Consider the following 19,004-nt stretch of genomic DNA (forward strand, 5'->3'; position numbering starts at 1 on the left):
GTATTCGACACCCGCCTGGGCTGCGTTCTCCACCTGCATCTTGCGATAGATCGCAAGGCCGATATCGGTCACCGACACCACCATCAGCGCCAGGACCGGCACCAGGACGCCGAACTCGATCGCCGCGGCGCCACGCGCGTCACGCCGGAAAATCCCGAAACCGCGCCGTGAAACGCCATGCCTTCGAGAACGGGACTCACCACCTGCAATGTCCGCTTTCATCGCATATCTCCAGCTTACTCGACGAGTTGCGCTGTCGTCGTGCCAATGGCGCTGCCGCCCATCGCCGCGCAATTGACCTTAAGATTCGAACTGCCGGTAAGGGTGATCGTATCGGCGATGACCTGCGTGCATGAGGTGGTCGTGCCGTTGCCACCGCTGAACTGCAGGTTCGCCTTCGGCAGGTAGATGGCGCCACCGAAATTCTGGGTGCCGCCGCCCTCCAGCGAAAAAGCCGCGCCTGTCGTCATGTTGCGGTCGCCATACATCACGATGCCCTTGGTCGGTCCGGAGGTCGGAGCCGTCAAGGTGACATTGGCGTTGCTGCCGATGTTGGCGGTCGCCCAACCATTGCTGGCCGAACCGGTGAAGACGAGGGTCACTCCCGCGGTGCTGGTGCAGGTGCTGCACGTGACCGTTGCGTTGCCTTGCACCGACAGGCCCCCGCCGGAGCCGTAAAAGTAGTAGATGCCGGGGGTCAGATCCAACGTGTATCCGGATTGGACCGAAACAAGACCGCTGTAACACACCCCCGGGGAGATCGACGTGGCTTTCCCGTTGCTGTTGATTTTTTGATTACTAGGGTCGCACGGGGTCGGCGTCGTGGGGGGAGAAACGGTCGCATAAGGATCGGCGATCGGCCTGATGCCGGTCCGAATGCCATTCGGCGCCGTGATGTTGCTCGCGCCGGAGATGGCACCGACCGCTCCGACCAGGTTGGCGGACACCCTTGCAGTGCCACCGACGTTCAGCGAGGGAGAGCCGCTGGAGTTGCTATAGAGATTGCAGTTGATCAGATTGAGATTGTTACTGCCGCTCACATTCACAGCCGAGCTGGCCGTGGGATCAAGCGCCAACACGCAGCCCGTTCCGATGTTAGCCAATGCGACGGCGCGGGCCGTGACGGGGACTGCCCCGGAGCCGAACAACGCCGACATGAGTCGCTGTTGCGGCTGGGTAATGATGACCTCGACGGCCAGAGAGCTCGAGGTGAAGCTGCCCGTCGACGGCGGCTGGTTCACCGTGACGATGACGCCATTGACCCCGTTCTTGTAGCCGTAGAACGTCGCGATGGCATTGGCCTCGGTCGTGAGGTTGGTGCCGGCGGTGGCGGCGCTCACGGCCGCGGAATCGGCGGCGCTCAGCATGTTCTTGTGCTTGTAGAACCACCACGCGACCTCGGTGCCGAGGCCCGCGGTCCCGACCAGGACCGGCATCACGACGGCGATGACGATGGCGTAGCTGCCGGTCTCGTCGCGTGCAAAACGCTTCAGGAAACTGTCCTGGTGGGATTGGCACCCGTCCGGTGCCGGCCTCATTTGCGAGGAAATTCCAACTTCCGCCTTCCAAGGGATGAAGGCTGCCATGTTGTCCTCGGTCGCTTGATAGTGGAACTTCCCGAGTCGTATCGCGTGACAATTTAATTTCAGCTCAGCGCGACCGACGAAAATCCGGGTTGGTGCGTAACGCTTCGTTATCCAACCAGGCCGGCCGATTGGGATGCCAGGGAGCTGCGGGAGGCGCTTGAACGGACCGGCCACCCAACGCCCGCAGGCCGGCTCAGGGCAGCGGCCCCCCATCCCCGCCGCCCCTCACCTAATCTTGTCTTTACTCCCTTAGGTTGTTTTAGTTACCTGACACCACTTCAGCCGATCGCCGCCGGCGGCCCTTCGGCACCAGCGCATGTTTGGATCATTTATTGTCGTGGAGCAGGATCATGGCCAACCAACTTGGCGCAATCAAACATATCGTTCAGCTGATGCTGGAGAACCGGTCGTTCGACCAGATGCTCGGCTTCCTCTACACAGCGAACGGCAACCGCTCGCCGACCAACCAGCCCTATGAGGGCCTGACCGGCAACGAGACCAATCCCGACGACACCGGCCGCGAGATCCAGGTGTTCCGGATCGACGCCAACGCGCAGCATCCCTATTTGATGCCGGGCGCCGATCCCGGCGAGGGATTCTTCAACACCAACTTTCAGCTGTTCCAGACCGACGATCCCGCGCCGGGCGCAGCGCCGACCAATCGCGGCTTCGTCGTCAACTTCATCGCCGCGATCCAGTCCGACCAGGCGAGGGGATTCAAGGACACGCTGCCGGGCACCGAGCCGTCCGAGATCATGGGGATGTATGCACCGGAGCTGCTGCCTGTGATGTCGGGGCTCGCCAGGGGGTTTGCGGTCTGCGACCAGTGGTTCGCCTCGGCGCCGACGCAGACGATACCGAACCGCACCTTCGCGGCCGCAGGCACCAGCCAGGGCCACCTCGACAATCACGTCAAGGTCTTCACCTGCCCGAGCATCTTCGGGCGGCTCTCTGACAAGAACATCGACTGGGCGATCTACGGCTACAACCGCGATCCGCTGACCCGGCTCGACTTCACCGACACCCAGCACGCCGACGAAAGCCATTTCGGCCATTTCCGCGATTTCCAGCACCGCTGTGCCAACGGCACGTTGCCCGCGTATACATTCCTGGAGCCGAGCTTCGGCGCCAGCGGCAACAGCCAGCATCCGAACTACGACGTGGCAGCCGGCGAGAAGCTGATCTACGACACCTATCAGGCGGTGCGGAGCGGACCCGGCTGGAACGACACGCTGCTGTTGATCACCTATGACGAGCACGGCGGCAATTACGACCATGTGGCGCCGCCCGCGGGTGCGACGCCGCCGGACAATTCGATCGGCGAATTCGGCTTCGACTTCACGCGGTTCGGGGTACGGATTCCCGCGCTCCTGATCTCGCCGCGGATCGCGGCCGGCACCGTCTTCCGCGCCAAGCGCGGCGTCATCGATCACACCTCGGTCTTGAAGACGATCGAGATGCGCTGGAACGTGCCGCCGCTCACCGAGCGCGACAAGGCGGCCGCCGATCTCGGCGACGTGCTGACCCTTGCCAATCCGCGCACCGACGATCCGCTGCAAAACGTGTTGCCGCCGGTGCCCAATGTCTCTCATCCCGAACAGGCGGAGCCATCCTTGATCGAGAGCATCCACGCCCACAAGGTGTCGCTGCTGCCGCTGCGCAACGACCAGGGCAGCTACGACCAGCATGTGCCGCCCGATCTCTCCACCAGTGCGAAGATCGGCGACTACATTCAGGGCCGCACGGCCGCCTGGATCAGGCACCTCGAGCGCAAACGCGAACGCCGCGCGGCGCACAAGCAACCGTCCCGCCCGCGCCGCGGCGGACCAACGATGCGCAAGGCGCCGGCAAGGAAGGCGAAAAAGGCCAGGCGGCGCTAGAGCCATTTCCGTTCCGATGGAATCGGAACGGGGCTCTAGATTTTTGTTTTGACGCGTTTTCTTTACGCGAACCGGTTTCCACTTCGCTCGAAAACGCTCTAGCGAGGGACTGGTGCTGGATGGCAGACGCCGCGGATCGGGCCACGCGGCCCGGTTCGCTCAAGACCTCGATTAAGCAAAATACGCCGCGACGATCAGATCATCGCGGCGACTTTTTCCAGTCCAATCAGGCGCGCGAGCGAGCGCACCTCGCTCTTCTGGTCTTCGCGCAACTGGAATAACAGCGGCATCGCCGCCGACTTTAGCTGCTGGACTTCCTCGGAGTCGGGATCGATCGGCATGGTGCCGGCGCCCGGATCAGCCTGGCGCTTGGCGTGGATCTTGCGCGCAACCGCACGCAGCGCGGACTCGACCGGCGGCCAGTAGGATTCCTGCGCCGACGACAGTTTCAGCCGATCCTTGATGCCGGCGATCTGGGCGTCGCTGAGCAGTGTATAGGTCTTCTGCGAAGCCGGCTTGGCGGCGGCCTTCGGCTTCGGCGGTGGCGCGGCGACCACCGGCGCTGTGGCGGGTTCGGTGACCTTGGGCAAGCCGACATCGACCGGGTCGGTGTAGGCATAGGCCTGACGCACCGGCTCCGGCAGCGCCGGGATCGCGGCCCGCGCCCTGAGCTGCAGGTCCGATGGCGGGGCCGCCTGCGGCGGCTCGAAGGCGGCAGCGGCAAGGGTCGCGACCGCGAGTTTGTCCTGCTTGCTGGCCTTGTTGGAGACCGGCGCTGCGTCGGAGGTCGCGGCGGCAACCTCCGAGGGCGCCGACGGAACGCTGTCGCGGCCGAGGATGGCGGTGGCCGCAGCGCCGGCAAGGAGGAGGCAAGCCAGCGCGGCAAGGGTTATTGTTTTGGTCAAAAACGTCTCCATCCCGACCGATGTGGCCGCAAGCTGAACGGCAAATGCGGCGTTAGCATGCCATTGCGATGGCCGGAGGCCGGTAAATGGCTGAAAATCGTGCGAAAGCGGCCTGGAATCAGGCCGCGGCAGCCAGTTCGTAAGCTTCCTGAATATCGGCCACGATCTCGTGGGCTTCCCACAGCCCGCCGGGCTGCACCGAGCGCATGCTGACGGTCCAGTTGGTGCGGCGGGTGCGCGGCGTAGAGACGATGTCGAATTCGACGCTGCGGCAGAGCGGATGCCGCTGCAGGGCATAGAACACCCGGGTCCTGAGCTCATCGAGGCTCACGGGGGTCTTGGCAAAGCGCGCCTCGAAATCCATGTCACATTCCCATATTCGCCGGTCGGCCCGGCCATGGCGGCGGACCGTCCTGTGGCGCTATTGTTGGGATGGTCGTGGTTAATGGCGCGTTAAGGCAGGCGGCCGACCCAGCTCGTGCGCTTCGGCAAGGATTGGTATTTCGTAGCGAATTAGGTGAGCCTGATCCGCGCGGTGGCCGCCTCGTACTCCGCTAACGTCCGCGCCACCAGTTCGTCGACCGACAGCACACCGGTCACGCCCGACGTCGAGTGGCCGCCGCTCCAGATGTCGCGCCAGCGCTTGGGGCGGCTTTCGCGGGCGCCGATGTCGATGTCCTTGCCGATGTCGATCGCGCCGCGCGCCGGCAGATTGTCGGGATCGAGGCCGGCGGCCGCGATCGAGGGCCGCAGCATGTTGGTCTGCAGGCCGGTGAAGGCGGTCGTGAGCAGGATGTCGTCGGCGCTCGCCTCGACCAGCATCTGCTTGTACCTCGCGTCCGCCATGCTCTCGCGCGTGGCGATGAACTTGGTGCCCATATAGGCGAGATCGCAGCCGAGCGCCTCGGCGGCGCGCAGCGCGTGGCCGTCGCTGATGCCGCCGGCAAGCACGATCGGCCCGTCGAAGAAGCCGCGCACCGCGCGGACGAACACGAACGGATTGAGCCAGCCGGTCTGCCCGCCCGCACCCGCCGTCAACAGCACGAGCCCGTCGGCGCCGGCCGCGACGGCGCGCTCGGCATGGCGGATCGAGGCGACATCGGCAAACACCAGCGCGCCGGCATCGTGCAGCGGCGCGAGCACCGGCGCCGGCGAACCCACCGATGTGATGACGATCTCCGGCCGGTGCTTGACAATCACCGCGAGATCCTGCGCCAGCCGCGTATTGGAGCGGTGCACGATCAGGTTCGGGCAGACCGGCGCGGCCGCACTGCCATTCGCGTCTGCATGCGCACGCAGGCGGTGTTCGATCTCGCCGAGCCAGGCGTCGAGCTGTTCCGTCTCACGGCAATTCACCGTCGGGAAGGAGCCGATTACACCATTGCGGCACGCCGTTACCACCAGCTCGACGCCGGAGACCAGGAACATCGGCGCCGCGATCAGCGGCAGCCGGAGACGATCGCGAAAGCGGGCAAGAGGATCGGCTTCTGGCAAGTTGTTTCTTCCCTCCGTCATTGTGCTAGCGTTGGCGCCAAGATTGGCACGTGAGAGGCCAAATACAAAGCAGGCGGGAGGATGAAAGACATGAGCAATCCGCTCTACGCATTTCCGGCGGTGTGCGAGCAGACGCTGCGGGCCTTGGCGCGCTATCCGTCGCGGACGGCCTTTAGCTGGCCGGGCGGATCGCTGAGCTACCAGGGCGCGACCGACCTGATCGGGCGGATGCAAAGCGTGTTCGCACGGCTCGGCTTTGCCCCCGGCACGCGCGTCGCCTTCCTCACCGCCAACCGCGCCGACACCTGGTGCGCCGGCGTCGCCGCGCAATTGTCGCAGCTTGCGATCACCTGGCTGCATCCGCTCGGTTCGCTCGACGACCAGCTGTTCCAGCTCGAGGATTCCGAGGCGCAGATGCTTGTCGTCGACGGCGTCACGTTTCGCGATCGCGGCGGCGAACTTGCATCGAAAGCGCCTGGCCTGAACACCGTGTTCACGCTGGGGCCTGCGAGCTACGGCGCCGATCTCCTGCAGGCGATCGAAGCCGCGGGCAGCGCAAGCCCAAAGAACTTCGCCGGCCCGGACGACATCGCAACCCTGAACTACACCGGCGGCACGACCGGCAAGTCCAAGGGCGCGCTGCGCTACCATCGTGAATATGGCGGCTTTGCCAACGCGATCCTCGCCGACTTCGAGATCCCCGACACGCCGAGTTACCTCACGGTCGCGCCGATCAGCCACGTCGCCGGCACCAAGGTGCTGCCGACGCTGATGCGCGGCGGCACCGTGCACATGCTGAAGGGATTCGATCCAGAGGCTGTGTTCAAGACCATCGAACGCGAGAAGATCAATTTCACGCTGTTCGTGCCGACCATGATCTACGTGATGCTGGATCATCCCGCACTCGACAAGACCGACCTCTCCTCGCTCGAGCTCCTGCTCTACGGGGCGTCGGCGATGTCGCCGAGCCGGCTCGTCGAAGGCATCGAGCGGATCGGGCCGGTGTTCTCGCAGCTCTACGGGCAGACCGAATGCTATCCGGTCTCGGTGCTGCGCAAGACGGACCACGATCCGAAGACACCGGACCTGTTCCTGTCCTGCGGCTTCCCGATCGCGGCCTGCCAGGTGAAAATTCTGGACAATGACGACCGCGAGGTCGCGACCGGCGAGGCCGGCGAGATCTGCGTGCGCGGCAGTCATGTGATGGCCGAATACTGGAAGCGGCCGGACATCACGGCCGAGACGCTGAAGAGCGGCTGGCTGCATACCGGCGACATCGCCCGCAAGGACGAGCGTGGCTACATGTTCATCCTCGACCGCAAGAAGGACATGATCGTCTCCGGCGGCTTCAACATCTTTCCGCGCGAGGTCGAGGACGTGCTGTCGCAGCACGCGGACGTGGCGATGGTCGCGGTCGTCGGCGTGCCCGACGAGAAATGGGGCGAGGCAGTCACCGCGGTCGTGGTCGCGCGCGACGGCGTGACGCCGAATGCGGAGGAGCTGATCAACCTTGTGAAGGCGAAGAAGGGCTCGGCACATGCGCCGAAGCAGATCCAGTTCGTCAAGGAGCTGCCGATGACTGGCGTCGGCAAGGTCGACAAGAAGATCTTGAAGGCGAGCTTCTGGGCCGGCCGCGACCGCATGGTGGGGTAGGTGCAGGCGCGACCAATCCTCGTCCCGTTATCCTGAGGAGCGCGGAACGCGCGTCTCGAAGGATGCACGGCCCCGATATCTCAGCGCAAATCTCTCCACTCGCGGCAGCAGCAGGGCCGTTCGCCCTTCGAGACGCCGCGCACGCGCGCGGCTCCTCAGGGTGACGGTGTGAGGACGGCGTCGGCTGCTAGGTCAGCCCCCTGCCCCAGCAACTGATCGAGCCGCTCGCGCAGTTGATCCTGGTGGTAAGGCTTCGCCAGCCGCGGCAGGTCGACCTGGACGCCGTCGGGCAATTCGGCATAGCCGGTGGCGAGCAGAACCGGAAGCTGCGGTCTGACCTTGAGCGCGGCGGCGGCGAGCTCGAGACCCGTCATGCCGGGCATCACGTGATCGGTCATCATCAGGTCGAGCGGCTGGTTGCTCCTGAGAATGTCGAGCGCCTGCGCGCCGGAACTCGCGCCGATCACGCGGTGGCCGAGATCTTCCAGCATCTCGATGGTCGACATTGCAATCAGCGGATCGTCGTCGACGAACAGGATCATCGCCGAGCGCTTCACCTTCTGGGTCGCGGGCGCGGGGCCGCCCGATTCCGCCGCCGCGGTCGCAACCGGCAACACCAGCGTGGCGGTGGTGCCGCTGCCGACCGCGCTCGCAAGCTGCAGCGCGCCGCCGAGCTGCACGGCAAGGCCATGCACCATCGACAGGCCGAGGCCGGTGCCCTTGCCGAGCGGTTTCGAGGAGAAGAACGGTTCGACCGCCCGCTTCAGGACATCGGGCGCCATGCCGGTGCCGGCATCGACCACGGACAGTTTCAGGTAGTCGCCGGGCTGCAGCGACGGGTCGTTCTTCGCCTGCAAGGCCGAGAGCGTGATCTCGATCACGCCACCGTCCGGCATCGCGTCGCGGGCGTTGATCGCGAGATTGAGGATCGCAAGCTCGAGCTGGTTGGTATCGACGCAGGCCGGCGGCAATCCGTCGGGAATCGCCAGCCGCAAGATGATGCGCGGCCCGAGCGAGCGCTCGAGCAGGTTGCTCATGTCGCGCACCAGCGCGCCGAGATCGACCGGCACGGCGCGCAAATCCTGCTGGCGCGCAAATGCCAGCAGCCGCTGGGTCAGCGACGCTCCGCGCTCAGCGCCCTGCAGCGCGCCTTCGACCAGGCGACGCAGGCGCGGATCATCCGGCAGGCGCTTGCGCAACAAATCGAGATTACCCACCACCGCCATCAGCAGGTTGTTGAAGTCGTGTGCGACGCCGCCGGTGAGCTGGCCGATCGCCTCCATCTTCTGGGCGTGGCGGAGCTGCTCCTGCGCCTTCTCGCGCGCCGCGACCTCCTTCATCAGGTCGGCGGTGCGCTGCTCGACCCGCTGCTCGAGCGTTGCCGTGAGCTCGGCGAGCGCGGTGCGCTCGGCGGCGAGCTGCGCCAGCAGCGCCTCGCGCTCGATCTCCGCGGTCTTGCGCGCGGTGATGTCGGAGCAGACGCCGACCAGCGACTTGATGCTGCCGTCCGGCCGGCGCACCGCGCGGGCGCGCACGTCGAGCCAATGCTGCGAGCCGTCGGGCCAGATGTTGCGATACTCGATCCTGTAGTCGGCACCGGTCTGCAGCGTATTCTCCACGACCTCGCTCCGCCGGGCGCGGTCGTCGGGATGAACGGCGTCCTGCAGCTCCTGGTAGGTGAACGGCTCGCTTGCGTTGCGCCCGAAGAAGCGCTTGCAGGTCGCGGAGGCCTCGAGCTCGAACTCGGGCACATGCAATTCGAGCGCACCGAGATGGCCGGCGTTGAGCGCGGTCTGCAGCAGCCCTTCGCTTTCGGTGAGATCTTCCAGGATCGCGCGGGTCTGGTACTGACGGCGGCGGCCGCGCACCGCCGACGCGACCAGGCTGACCAGCGTAGTCGGATGAAACGGACGTTCGATGAAGGTGACGTTGCCGAGTTCCCGGCCGAGCCGCGCCACCTCGGGATTGCGCTCCGACCCGCCGCCTTCGCTCATCAGCACGATCGGGAAATCCGACCATGAGGGCTGCGCGTTCAACCAGCGCCGGAGACGCTGCAGATCGGCGTTGATGATCGCCTCATCGGCAATGATTGCGAGGCCCGCCCCGCCCTCGATCTCGCGTTCGAGCTCGGTGAGATCGCTGCAGATGTTGGCGTGGTAGCCGGCGTCCTTGATCAGATGGGCGGTCTTCGCTGCGTCACGCGGGCCCACTGCGAGGATGACCGCGCGTTCCGAGGATGGTCCGGGTCTCACCGCGGCCGCCTTTCCGACCGCGCGGTTCCGGCGCGGACCGACGCGAGATCGCAGAGCCACCGGGCTGTGATGATCATGATTCCGGCGGCGACAACGACACGCGTCATGGAACCCCCTTACGGGAGCGAAACTCGTTCGAGCTATCAACCGTTCCCAGCGGGCGGGATTATTTTTGCCGGAAAGCGGCCGTGGCCCCCGCCCCGCTTGCTGGCCTAGCGCCGCTCGATCACCAGGCTCTGGATCGCGCGGCCGAAATAGCCCTGCCGGTCGGCAAGCCGCGACATCGCAAGCCCGGCCCCGTCGGGTCCGATCCAGGACTGGCCATCGAGCAGGATCCACTCGCCGACCGGCTCGCGCGCGAGGTTCACCGTGAGGTCGGCATTGATGAAGGTCCACCTCTTGAAATCCAGCACCGGCGAGACGCCGTTGGAGAAGTCCGAGGCGACCACCGCGCGCATCGCCTGCGAGACCGGCGAGCCTGCAATCAGCGGATGGTCGACGCGAAACCAGATCGCGCCCGGCCCGATCTGGCCAAAGCGGCCGCGCGCGGCCCGCATCGAGATGCATTTCACGAACGGGCTGTTCGCGAAGTTCGCGGGCTCGGCGGTGCATTGATCGGGGCCCGGCACCTCGACCGGGAGATCGGCGATGTCAGGCGGCAGCTCCGCCACCTGCTGCTTGATCTTCAGCACGCTCGCCGAGACCACGACGACGTCGTCCGCCTTTAGCCTGACACCGCAGAGCTGGATCTTGCGACCCTCGCGCAAGACCTCGCTCTCGATCAAGAGCGGCGCCACCGGAACGGGACGCATCAGGTCGATGGTCACCCGCGCGACCCGCATCGGCACCGGTGTGGCAATAGCTTCCGCGGCCCAGACCACGAGCGTCGCCGGCGCGGAGCCGTGCTGCATCCGCGGGTCCCACGGACCCGCGGCGTCGGGACTGGTGACGACGCGATTGCCGTCAGGACGAAAGATCGGCTCCATCACGCGAGCGGCGGATCGATCGCTTCGTCATATTCCTTCCTGAACCGCGCGATCAGCTCGGCCGCGGGCACCACCTTGGCGATGCTGCCGACGCCCTGACCCGAGCCCCAGATCTCCTTCCAGGCCTTCGGCTTGGCGCGCTCGCCGGAGGAATCCGTGCCGAAGCTCATCTTCGAGGGATCGGAGGTCGGCAGGTTCTCCGGGTCCATGCCGGCCGCGACGATCGACGGCTTGAGATAGTTGCCATGCACGCCGGTGAACAGGTTGGAATAGACGATGTCCTCGGCGCTCGAACTGGTGATCATGCTCTTGTAGCCCTCGACCGCGTTCGCCTCCTGCGTCGCGATGAAGGCCGAGCCGATATAGGCGAAGTCGGCGCCGATGATGCGGGCGGCGCGGATCGCGCGGCCGTTGGCGATGGTGCCCGACAGCGCGATCGGTCCGTCGAACCACTGCCGCGTCTCCGCCACAAACGGGAACGGCGAGATCGTACCGGCGTGCCCGCCGGCGCCGGCCGCAACCAGGATCAGACCGTCGGCGCCCTTCTCGATCGCCTTGTGGGCGAACTTCTGGTTGATCACGTCGTGGAAAACGATGCCGCCCCAGTTGTGGACGGCCTGATTGAGCTCCTCGCGCGCACCGAGCGACGAGATGATCATCGGCACCTTGTGCTTCTCACAAAGCGCCATGTCGTGATCGAGCCGGTTGTTCGACTTGTGCACGATCTGGTTCACGGCAAACGGCGCTGACGGCCGCTCCGGATGCGCCTTGTCGTAGGCGGCGAGCTCTTCCTTGATCCGGTACAGCCATTCGTCGAGCAGCTCCGGCGGGCGCGCGTTCAGCGCCGGAAACGAGCCGACGACGCCGGCCTTGCACTGCGCGATGACGAGGTCGGGCACGGAGATGATGAACAGCGGCGCCCCGATCACGGGTAGAGACAGACGGCCCTTGAACAGAGCAGGCATGGTCATTGGAAGCGGATCCTTCGGGTTATCTGACGGAACGGATTTTAGGCCAATCGATGCCAGGCATCATACCAACAAGGCAATCTTTCCAGTGTCAAGTATTGCGTTTTGGCGCTGCGGGATGGATGACAAAACCTCATCGTGAGCGGCATTTTTCTTGGGGCACCTGGTATCCCAGGCACGATCCGGCCTGCGCCTACTGGCAGAGCGCCCGCGTCACGAAATTCTCGGTCTTGCAGTCGTTGGGGCCGCGCTTGTGGCCCGGCAGATAGACGATCGGCGAGCATTTCTCGGAGGCATCGGTATCGAGGCTCTTGCCTTCCTTATAGCCCTTGCTCTGGCAAAGCCTGTCGGCGCCGGCCTTGCAATCCGGCCCGCCATTGGCGGCGACCACGCACGCCGCGCGCCCGGTCACCATCGTCGAAGGCCGCGCGATGTTCGAGAGATCGTTCATCGTCTCGCTCGGGCTCTTGAGCGGCGGCAGCATCGTCTTGGACTTCTCGAACAGCTTGCCGATTTCGTCGATCAGCCCGGGATTCTCACGCTCGACCGGCGCCGGATCGATCTGCTGCGGTTGCGGCGCCGGCGTCTGCACGCCGAGCGGCGGCGGCGCGGTCTGCGTCCAGCCCCGGTCGGTCACCGCGAAGACCATCGACAAGGCAAGGCCCGCCATCACAACGCGCGCTCTTGCGGGATTCTTGAGATCGTCGATTCCATCAGCCATCGCCGCGAGCGTAACCCGAAGACGGGCCGTCGGCCAACCCGACCACCCCTAAACCAGCTTGAACGCGACGACGAAGCCGAGCACCAGCACGATCGCGCCGATCGTGACCCACAGGCCGAGCCGCTTCTCGAGCTCCTTCCGGATCACGTCGCCGTAGCGGTTGAGCACCACCGCGACCACGAAGAAGCGGCCGCCGCGCGCAACGATCGAGCACAGCACGAACAGCCAGATGTTGTAGCCGGCAAAGCCGGAGGTGATGGTCACGAGCTTGTAAGGGATCGGGGTCAATCCCTTCAGCAGGATGATCACCGCTCCCCATTCGGCGTAGGAGGCGCGGAACGCATCGACCTTGTCGGCAAGGCCGTAGAGATGGATCAGCCATTGCCCGAGCGAGTCGTAGAGCAGCGCGCCGATCGCATAGCCGAGCACGCCGCCGGCAACCGAGGCGATCGTGCAAACGGTCGCGAACCACCACGCCCGCTTTGGCTGCGCCAGCGACATCGGCAGCAGCATGATGTCCGGAGGCACCGGGAAGAACGAGCTCTCAGCGAAGGAGACCGCCGCGAGAATCCAGAGCGCGTAAGGCTTGTCGGCGGCGTCGATGCACCAGTCGTAGATCCGTTTCAGCATAGGCGCGATGAACCATCATGGAGCGGATTTGTCCATGGCGGGAATCGACCGATTTTCGGGCTTTTTACGACTGCCGTTTGCGCAGACGGCTTTCCAGCGCGACAATTCGCCGCCGAACCACGGGAACGGGCGCGACCTTGGGCAATTTGACCGAGGCCTTCGGCAGCTTCTCGGCGATTCCGAGCAGACGCTCGCGCCGCTCCATCTCGCGCCAGACGTCCTCCGGCTTGACGCCGGCCGATGCCCACAGAACCGTCAGATTGTAGAGCAGATCGGCACTCTCGCGGATGACGGCGTCGGACTTGCCGTTGACGGCATCGATCACGACCTCGATCGCTTCCTCGGCGAGCTTCTTGGCCATCTTGGCCGAGCCGCGCTGAAACAGCCGTGCCGTGCGCGACGTTGCCGGATCAAGATCCTTGGCCGCGATCACCGCCTGGTAAAGCCGCTCGATCGAATCACCCATGCATCGAGCCTAGTCCAAACTCGTCGCCAGCGTGTTAACAGCCTGCTGGACAACCAAAAAATCCACCGGCCGCGGGCCGATGGATTTCTTCAATGTGACAGTTGCAAGAAACCGGGCCCGCGCTTCGCGCGTCCGCCTCAGTACGGTATGTAGGGCAGCTGCGACCGGCGCCAGCCACCGCCGTAATAATACGGGCCGCCGCCATAGTAGACCGGGCCCTCATAGTAGGCGGGACCACCGTAATAGCCCGGGCCGCCGTAGTAGCCATAGGAGTCGTAATAATAGTCACGGCGGTTCTGGGCGGCGGCAATCGCAAGGCCCGTGCCGACGATGCCGGCGAAGGCGGCCGCTGCTGCAGCACCTCCACCGCCACGATAGTAGCGGCGACGCGCACTGATATCGGTCGCGCTGCTGGTCCCCTGCGACGCGGTCACCGCGGCCTTGCCCGCCGATGCGGAGCCCGCGAACGCCATCGTCGGCTCAACAGCCGTGAGCGCCACCGCGGCAACGGTTGCCAGCGTGGCTGCGCGGCCAATCGACGAAAACACACCTTCTCGCGCAAACATCTCAGTCATCCCTTGTGGAAGCCAGCCCGACGGGCCTTCGAGAGCTAACCACTGAGCCGAGATTAGGTTCCGCAAACCCAACGCAAGCTGAACGATCCCTGGCGAAATCATGGCAGTCATCGACCATTCAGCTTGCATGGTGCAGAATGCCCCGCAAACTGCCGCTTGCCACGACGCATTCGGCGTCACGAAACAGTCACAGCCGGCGCGGCACTTTGTCTCGCCTCCCGGACCGCGCGGATGCTCATAAGTCGGACCGCTTTCCTCCGCATCATGCTGGGCCTCTCGATCGGCCTTCCGAGCGGAGTGTGGCCAGGTGCTGCGCCGCTTCACGCCGCAAGCGATCCGCCGCCGGTCGCGATCCAGTTCACGCTCGACCGTCCGCTCGACGCCGCCGCGGCGCCGTTCGTGCTGGCCGGGATCGGCGGCCTGTTCGGCGCCGAGGGCCTTAGCGTCGGCACCAATGTCGCCACCAGCTCGGCGGACGCGATCGCCCGCGTCGCCGACGGTTCGAGCGACTTCGCCCTGGTCGACATCAACGCGCTGATCCGGTTTCGCGACAAGCCGGGCGCAGCCCCCGTCAAGGCAGTGTTCGTGCTGTTCAACCAGGCGCCCTACGCGATCGTCGCGCGCAAGAGCCGCGGCATCAAGGCGCTGTCCGATATCGAGGGCAAGACCCTCGGCGTCGCCGAAGGCGACCTGTCGATCCGGGTGTGGCCCGCGGTCGCCCGGCAGAACGGCATCAAGCTCTCGAGCGTGAAGCAGAACAGCATCAGCGCCGCGGTGCGCGAGCCGATGCTCTCGGCAGGGCAGGTCGACGCCGTCACCGGCTTCTCCTATCTGTCGCCGATCAACTTGAAGGATCGCGGTGTGCCGGCCGATGATCTCGCGGTGCTGCGCTTTGCCGACTATGGCTGCGAGGCCTACGGCTTTGCCGTCATCGTCAGCCCGCGTCTCGCCGCGTCCAAGCCGGATGTGGTGAAGGGTTTTGTGCGCGCGCTGATCGGCGGCACCAATCTTGCGGTGAAGGATCCTGCCCGCGCCGCGACCGAGGTCGCAAGCCGCATGGACGGCGGCTCGCGCGAGCTGGAGCTCGAGCGGCTGCGCGCCATCATCCGCGACAACATCCTGACCGGCGAGGTGAAGCGCAACGGCATCGGCGACATCGATCCGGCGCGGTTCGAGCGATCGATCGACCAGCTCGCGGAGGACTTCAAATTCCAGAAGCGGCCGCATCTGACCGACGTCTTCGACGAGTCGTTCCTGCCGCCGCCCGACGGCCGCCTGATCAACTGAGCATAACGCGCGCGCGCCGCTGGCCCTCGGCGACGAACCCTGATTAGATCGTATCCCGCCTGATCGGCGTTCACCGCGAGAGTCCCGCCGGCATGTCCATGCTTCGCCTCTATACCCGCGTCCTGGAACTGCTTGGCAAGGAGGCGCGGCTCGGCTGGATCCTCGCTGCAGCGAATCTGCTGCTCGCCGGTGCGCAATTCGCCGAGCCGGTGTTGTTCGGCAGGATCGTCGACGTGCTGTCGGGCCGGCCGGTGACGGGCCTGTTCGCAACCTCCTCGCCATGGCCGCTGCTGGCGGCCTGGGTGGCGTTCGGGCTGTTCACGATCGGCTGCAGCGCAATCGTCGCGCTCCAGGCCGACAAGCTGGCGCACCGCCAGCGTCAGGCGGTGCTGACCGGTTATTTCGAGCATATCCTGCAACTGCCGCTGACCTTCCATTCCGGCACTCATTCGGGCCGGCTGATGAAGGTGATGCTGAACGGCACCGACGCGCTGTGGCGGCTCTGGCTCGGATTCTTCCGCGAGCATTTCGCCGCGATCATGTCGCTGGTCGTGCTGCTGCCGCTTTCGCTCTATCTCAACTGGCGCCTCGCCATCCTCTTGTTCGCGCTCTGCATCGTCTTCACGATCCTGACCACGATGGTGGTGCGCAAGACCTACGGCATGCAGAGCGAGGTCGAGGAGTATTACAGCGACCTCTCGGCCCGCGCCTCCGACGCGCTCGGCAATGTCGCGCTGGTGCAGAGCTTCGTGCGGATCGACTCCGAGGTGCAGGGCCTGCGCTTCGTCGCCGACAAGCTGCTCGCCGCGCAGATGCCGGTGCTGTCCTGGTGGGCGCTGGTCACCGTCATCACGCGCGCCTCGACCACGATCACGGTGCTCGCGATCTTCACCGTCGGCATCGCGCTGCACAGCCAGGGCCTCACCACGGTCGGCGAGATCGTGATGTTCGTCTCGTTCGCCACCATGCTGATCCAGAAGCTCGAGCAGGTGGTGAGCTTCATCAACAGTGTGTTCATGGAAGCGCCGCGCTTGAAGGAATTCTTCGATGTGCTCGACGCGGTGCCTGCGGTGCGCGACCGGCCCGGCGCGGTCGATCCCGGACGGCTGGCCGGCCTGATCGAGTTCAAGGACGTCTCGTTCTCCTATGACGGCAAGCGGCCCGCGATCGAGGATCTCTCGTTCACCGCGCTGCCGGGCCAGACCATCGCGCTGGTCGGCCCGACCGGCGCCGGCAAATCCACCGCGATCGCGCTGCTGCATCGCGCCTTCGATCCGCAATCCGGCATCATCGAGATCGACGGAATGGACATCCGCGCGCTGAAGCTGACGGCGCTCAGGCGGAACATCGGCGTGGTGTTCCAGGAGGCGCTCCTGTTCAACCGCTCGATCGCCGAGAACCTGCGCGTCGGCAAGCCCGACGCGACCGATGAGGAACTGCGTACCGCCGCGGCGCGCGCGCAGGCACTGGATTTCATCGAGCGCAGCGAGAAGAAATTCGATACCCATGCCGGCGAACGCGGCCGCATGCTGTCCGGCGGCGAGCGGCAGCGGCTGTCGATCGCGCGCGCACTGCTGAAGGATCCGCCGATCCTGATCCTCGACGAGGCGACCAGCGCGCTCGATGCCGTCACCGAGGCCAAGGTCAACGCCGCTCTCGATGAAGTGATGAAGGGGCGCACCACATTCGTGATCGCCCATCGGCTCTCGACCATCCGTCATGCCACACGGATCCTGATGTTCGACCAAGGACAGGTGATCGAAAGCGGAACTTTCGATGAACTGGTGGCGAAAGGCGGCCGTTTTGCCGATCTGGCGCGCGCCCAATTCATGGTCCACGAAGCCGAGCGCGCCGGTATCGAGGCGCCATAATTCTGGCTTTCCAATTGAGGCGGCTGCCGAAATTCAGCCGATTTCGTCCACGATTTAATTGGGCGCCCTCTGTTCTCCGCCGGCAAGCCGGTATAGGGTTTGCACTGCCGCAAAGCGGCCCCCGGACACGCTTGAAACCCGAACGCTCAATCGCAAGACCTCCTTTTTTGAAGGCGGGTCTCAAAGGACCGGAACCGGAATAGTGCATTTTCTTCGGCCGCTGCTGCGCAACCCGTCGTTGAAGTGGATTCTCGCCGTCGCGATGCTCGCCATCGCAACGCCGCGCTTGGCTGAGGCCGAGGCGCTGCTGGTGGTCGAGGCCGACACCGGAAAGGTGCTGCAGGCCGACAATGCGACGATGCCGTGGTATCCGGCCTCGGTCACCAAGATGATGACAGCCTATGTGACGTTGAAGGCGGTCAAGGAAGGCCGCATCTCGCTCGACACGCTGGTCACCGTGTCGCCGGTCGCCGCCTCGCAGTCGCCCTCCAAGATGGGCTTCCGTCCCGGCACCCAGGTCACCGTCGACAATGCGCTGAAGATGATGATGGTGAAGTCGGCCAACGACATGGCCGTGGTGCTCGCCGAGGGCGTCGGCGGTTCGATCGACGGCTTCTCGGCGATGATGAACCAGACCGCGCAGAAGCTCGGTATGACGCAGACGAGCTACGTCAATCCGAACGGATTGCCGGCCGACGGCCAGATCACCTCGGCGCGCGATCTCGCGATCCTCGCCCGCGCCATCATCCGCGACATGCCGGAATACGAATACTTCATGCACATTCCGTCGATCCGCTTCGGCCGCCGGATAACGCAGAACTTCAACAAGCTGATCGGCCGCTACCCGGGCGCCGACGGCTTCAAGACCGGCTTCATCTGCGCCTCCGGCTACAACCTCGTCGCCTCGGCGACGCGCGACGGCAAGCGGCTGATCGCGGTCGTGCTCGGCTCCTCCTCGGGCCGCATGCGCGCGATCCGCGCCGCGCAACTGCTCGATCGCGGCTTTGCCAATAACGGGCTCGGATGGTTGCGTCCCTCGCTCGGCACCGTCGACAATCTGGTGCCGATCGATGCAACGCCGCCGAACCTGCGTGAGGAGATGTGCGGTGGCAAGCACAAGCGGCCCGCCAGCGACGAGGACGAGGACACCGTCGCAAGCAGCTCCGGTCCGAGCTTCGGCGAGGGCGCCGCGACTTTCTTCGCCGCCGGCATGCAGGCGTCGATGCCGAAGCCGTCGGAGCTGATGGCGCAGGCGCCGGCCGCGTCCGAACCGGTCGTGGTTTATACCGGCCCGACCAAGACCGGCGCCGCGCTGATCGCCGCCGTTGCGGCCGACAGCGAGAAGCTGCAGCCGGCCAAGCGCGCCAAGCACACCCGTGTTGCCGCCAAGAAACCCGACGCGAAACCCGACGCGGCGGCCGACACCAAAGGTGACGCCAAGAAGGGCGACACCAAATCCGAATCCAAGCCGGCGGCGGCGAAGCCGGTGCGCCACACCCATGCCAAGCCGGATACCGCAGCTGCGAAGTCGGCTGACAAGCCCGCAGCCGCAAAGCCCGCCGCCACCAAGCCCGCGGACAAGCCGGCCGCCACCGCGAAGCCCGCATCCGCGAAGCCGAAGGCTGCCGCAAAGCCGAAGACCGAGGCCAAGCCGGCGGGCTAACGGTCGCGGACCAGACTTCCATCCAATGCGTCGAGAGCGCGCAGCGGCTTGCCATTGGCCGCGGCAT

The 19,004-nt window shown here is 65.5% G+C and carries 17 protein-coding genes; 5 read left to right on the forward strand and 12 right to left on the reverse strand.

Annotated elements, in window-relative coordinates; translation table 11 throughout:
• Together ACFFWD_RS32100 and ACFFWD_RS32105 are read right to left on the reverse strand one after the other, a co-directional pair.
• Nucleotides 1-222 (reverse strand): TadE/TadG family type IV pilus assembly protein (locus ACFFWD_RS32100; RefSeq protein ID WP_376972230.1); only part of this gene is annotated, 222 nt, incomplete at its 3' end.
• A gap of 14 nt (nt 223-236) precedes the next feature.
• Nucleotides 237-1,586 carry a TadE/TadG family type IV pilus assembly protein gene (locus tag ACFFWD_RS32105; RefSeq protein WP_376972232.1) on the reverse strand — a complete coding sequence of 450 codons (1,350 nt, stop codon included), beginning with the start codon at nt 1,584-1,586 and terminating at the stop codon, nt 237-239.
• A 350-nt stretch (nt 1,587-1,936) separates the two neighbouring features.
• On the opposite strand from ACFFWD_RS32105, the gene ACFFWD_RS32110 reads away from it, so the two are divergent.
• Nucleotides 1,937-3,466, forward strand: coding sequence for an alkaline phosphatase family protein (locus ACFFWD_RS32110; protein ID WP_376972233.1), 1,530 nt, complete (start codon nt 1,937-1,939; stop codon nt 3,464-3,466).
• A gap of 194 nt (nt 3,467-3,660) precedes the next feature.
• Here the strand turns inward: ACFFWD_RS32110 and ACFFWD_RS32115 are convergent, their stop codons facing one another.
• The 3 genes from ACFFWD_RS32115 to ACFFWD_RS32125 form a co-directional block, all read right to left on the reverse strand.
• On the reverse strand, nt 3,661-4,371 hold the full coding sequence (locus tag ACFFWD_RS32115; RefSeq protein WP_376972235.1) for a hypothetical protein: 711 nt from the start codon (nt 4,369-4,371) through the stop codon (nt 3,661-3,663).
• Nucleotides 4,372-4,489: 118 nt separating this feature from the next.
• Entirely contained in the window at nt 4,490-4,735 is a 246-nt protein-coding gene (locus ACFFWD_RS32120; RefSeq protein ID WP_376972237.1) for a hypothetical protein, read from the reverse strand.
• A 149-nt stretch (nt 4,736-4,884) separates the two neighbouring features.
• Entirely contained in the window at nt 4,885-5,886 is a 1,002-nt protein-coding gene (locus tag ACFFWD_RS32125) for an NAD(P)H-dependent flavin oxidoreductase (RefSeq protein WP_376972239.1), read from the reverse strand.
• Between the two features lie 69 nt (nt 5,887-5,955).
• On the opposite strand from ACFFWD_RS32125, the gene ACFFWD_RS32130 reads away from it, so the two are divergent.
• Nucleotides 5,956-7,518 carry an AMP-binding protein gene (locus tag ACFFWD_RS32130; RefSeq protein ID WP_376972241.1) on the forward strand — a complete coding sequence of 521 codons (1,563 nt, stop codon included), beginning with the start codon at nt 5,956-5,958 and terminating at the stop codon, nt 7,516-7,518.
• Nucleotides 7,519-7,673: 155 nt separating this feature from the next.
• On the opposite strand, the gene ACFFWD_RS32135 is transcribed toward ACFFWD_RS32130, so the two are convergent.
• The 7 genes from ACFFWD_RS32135 to ACFFWD_RS32165 form a co-directional block, all read right to left on the reverse strand.
• Complete coding sequence (locus tag ACFFWD_RS32135) at nt 7,674-9,770, reverse strand: ATP-binding protein (protein ID WP_376972243.1); 2,097 nt, start codon at nt 9,768-9,770, stop codon at nt 7,674-7,676.
• Nucleotides 9,771-9,982: 212 nt separating this feature from the next.
• Complete coding sequence (locus ACFFWD_RS32140) at nt 9,983-10,756, reverse strand: thioesterase family protein (protein ID WP_376972340.1); 774 nt, start codon at nt 10,754-10,756, stop codon at nt 9,983-9,985.
• Nucleotides 10,756-11,727, reverse strand: coding sequence for an NAD(P)H-dependent flavin oxidoreductase (locus tag ACFFWD_RS32145; protein WP_376972245.1), 972 nt, complete (start codon nt 11,725-11,727; stop codon nt 10,756-10,758). The genes ACFFWD_RS32140 and ACFFWD_RS32145 overlap by 1 nt, the downstream gene beginning before the upstream one ends.
• A gap of 190 nt (nt 11,728-11,917) precedes the next feature.
• Nucleotides 11,918-12,445: a hypothetical protein gene (locus ACFFWD_RS32150; RefSeq protein ID WP_376972247.1), complete on the reverse strand. Its 528-nt coding sequence runs from the start codon at nt 12,443-12,445 to the stop codon at nt 11,918-11,920.
• Between the two features lie 48 nt (nt 12,446-12,493).
• Nucleotides 12,494-13,075, reverse strand: a complete 582-nt coding sequence (locus tag ACFFWD_RS32155) for a YqaA family protein (RefSeq protein WP_376972249.1) — start codon at nt 13,073-13,075, stop codon at nt 12,494-12,496.
• A gap of 64 nt (nt 13,076-13,139) precedes the next feature.
• Nucleotides 13,140-13,541: a phosphoribosyl-ATP diphosphatase gene (gene hisE / locus ACFFWD_RS32160; RefSeq protein ID WP_376972251.1), complete on the reverse strand. Its 402-nt coding sequence runs from the start codon at nt 13,539-13,541 to the stop codon at nt 13,140-13,142.
• 137 nt (nt 13,542-13,678) lie between these two features.
• Nucleotides 13,679-14,107, reverse strand: coding sequence for a hypothetical protein (locus tag ACFFWD_RS32165; RefSeq protein WP_376972253.1), 429 nt, complete (start codon nt 14,105-14,107; stop codon nt 13,679-13,681).
• 240 nt (nt 14,108-14,347) lie between these two features.
• On the opposite strand from ACFFWD_RS32165, the gene ACFFWD_RS32170 reads away from it, so the two are divergent.
• The 3 genes from ACFFWD_RS32170 to ACFFWD_RS32180 all read left to right on the forward strand — a co-directional run bounded on the left by ACFFWD_RS32170 (nt 14,348) and on the right by ACFFWD_RS32180 (nt 18,937).
• Nucleotides 14,348-15,403 (forward strand): ABC transporter substrate-binding protein, encoded by a 1,056-nt coding sequence (locus tag ACFFWD_RS32170; RefSeq protein WP_376972255.1) that lies wholly within the window; start codon nt 14,348-14,350, stop codon nt 15,401-15,403.
• A gap of 92 nt (nt 15,404-15,495) precedes the next feature.
• On the forward strand, nt 15,496-17,274 hold the full coding sequence (locus ACFFWD_RS32175; protein ID WP_376972257.1) for a glucan ABC transporter ATP-binding protein/ permease: 1,779 nt from the start codon (nt 15,496-15,498) through the stop codon (nt 17,272-17,274).
• Nucleotides 17,275-17,476: 202 nt separating this feature from the next.
• Entirely contained in the window at nt 17,477-18,937 is a 1,461-nt protein-coding gene (locus ACFFWD_RS32180) for a D-alanyl-D-alanine carboxypeptidase family protein (RefSeq protein ID WP_376972259.1), read from the forward strand.
• The last annotated feature ends 67 nt before the right edge of the window (nt 18,938-19,004 follow it).

Source organism: Bradyrhizobium erythrophlei (assembly GCF_042430365.1).
Lineage (GTDB): Bacteria > Pseudomonadota > Alphaproteobacteria > Rhizobiales > Xanthobacteraceae > Bradyrhizobium > Bradyrhizobium erythrophlei.

What these genes read in the sequence shown, in the direction of transcription:
- ACFFWD_RS32165 (WP_376972253.1), bottom strand. Translation starts at nt 14,107, where the DNA reads ATGTTTGCGCGAGAAGGTGTGTTTTCGTCGATTGGCCGCGCAGCCACG.
- ACFFWD_RS32170 (WP_376972255.1), top strand. Translation starts at nt 14,348, where the DNA reads ATGCTCATAAGTCGGACCGCTTTCCTCCGCATCATGCTGGGCCTCTCG.
- ACFFWD_RS32110 (WP_376972233.1), top strand. Translation starts at nt 1,937, where the DNA reads ATGGCCAACCAACTTGGCGCAATCAAACATATCGTTCAGCTGATGCTG.
- ACFFWD_RS32145 (WP_376972245.1), bottom strand. Translation starts at nt 11,727, where the DNA reads ATGACCATGCCTGCTCTGTTCAAGGGCCGTCTGTCTCTACCCGTGATC.
- ACFFWD_RS32155 (WP_376972249.1), bottom strand. Translation starts at nt 13,075, where the DNA reads ATGCTGAAACGGATCTACGACTGGTGCATCGACGCCGCCGACAAGCCT.
- ACFFWD_RS32105 (WP_376972232.1), bottom strand. Translation starts at nt 1,586, where the DNA reads ATGGCAGCCTTCATCCCTTGGAAGGCGGAAGTTGGAATTTCCTCGCAA.
- ACFFWD_RS32120 (WP_376972237.1), bottom strand. Translation starts at nt 4,735, where the DNA reads ATGGATTTCGAGGCGCGCTTTGCCAAGACCCCCGTGAGCCTCGATGAG.
- hisE (WP_376972251.1), bottom strand. Translation starts at nt 13,541, where the DNA reads ATGGGTGATTCGATCGAGCGGCTTTACCAGGCGGTGATCGCGGCCAAG.
- ACFFWD_RS32125 (WP_376972239.1), bottom strand. Translation starts at nt 5,886, where the DNA reads ATGACGGAGGGAAGAAACAACTTGCCAGAAGCCGATCCTCTTGCCCGC.
- ACFFWD_RS32140 (WP_376972340.1), bottom strand. Translation starts at nt 10,756, where the DNA reads ATGGAGCCGATCTTTCGTCCTGACGGCAATCGCGTCGTCACCAGTCCC.
- ACFFWD_RS32150 (WP_376972247.1), bottom strand. Translation starts at nt 12,445, where the DNA reads ATGGCTGATGGAATCGACGATCTCAAGAATCCCGCAAGAGCGCGCGTT.
- ACFFWD_RS32175 (WP_376972257.1), top strand. Translation starts at nt 15,496, where the DNA reads ATGTCCATGCTTCGCCTCTATACCCGCGTCCTGGAACTGCTTGGCAAG.
- ACFFWD_RS32130 (WP_376972241.1), top strand. Translation starts at nt 5,956, where the DNA reads ATGAGCAATCCGCTCTACGCATTTCCGGCGGTGTGCGAGCAGACGCTG.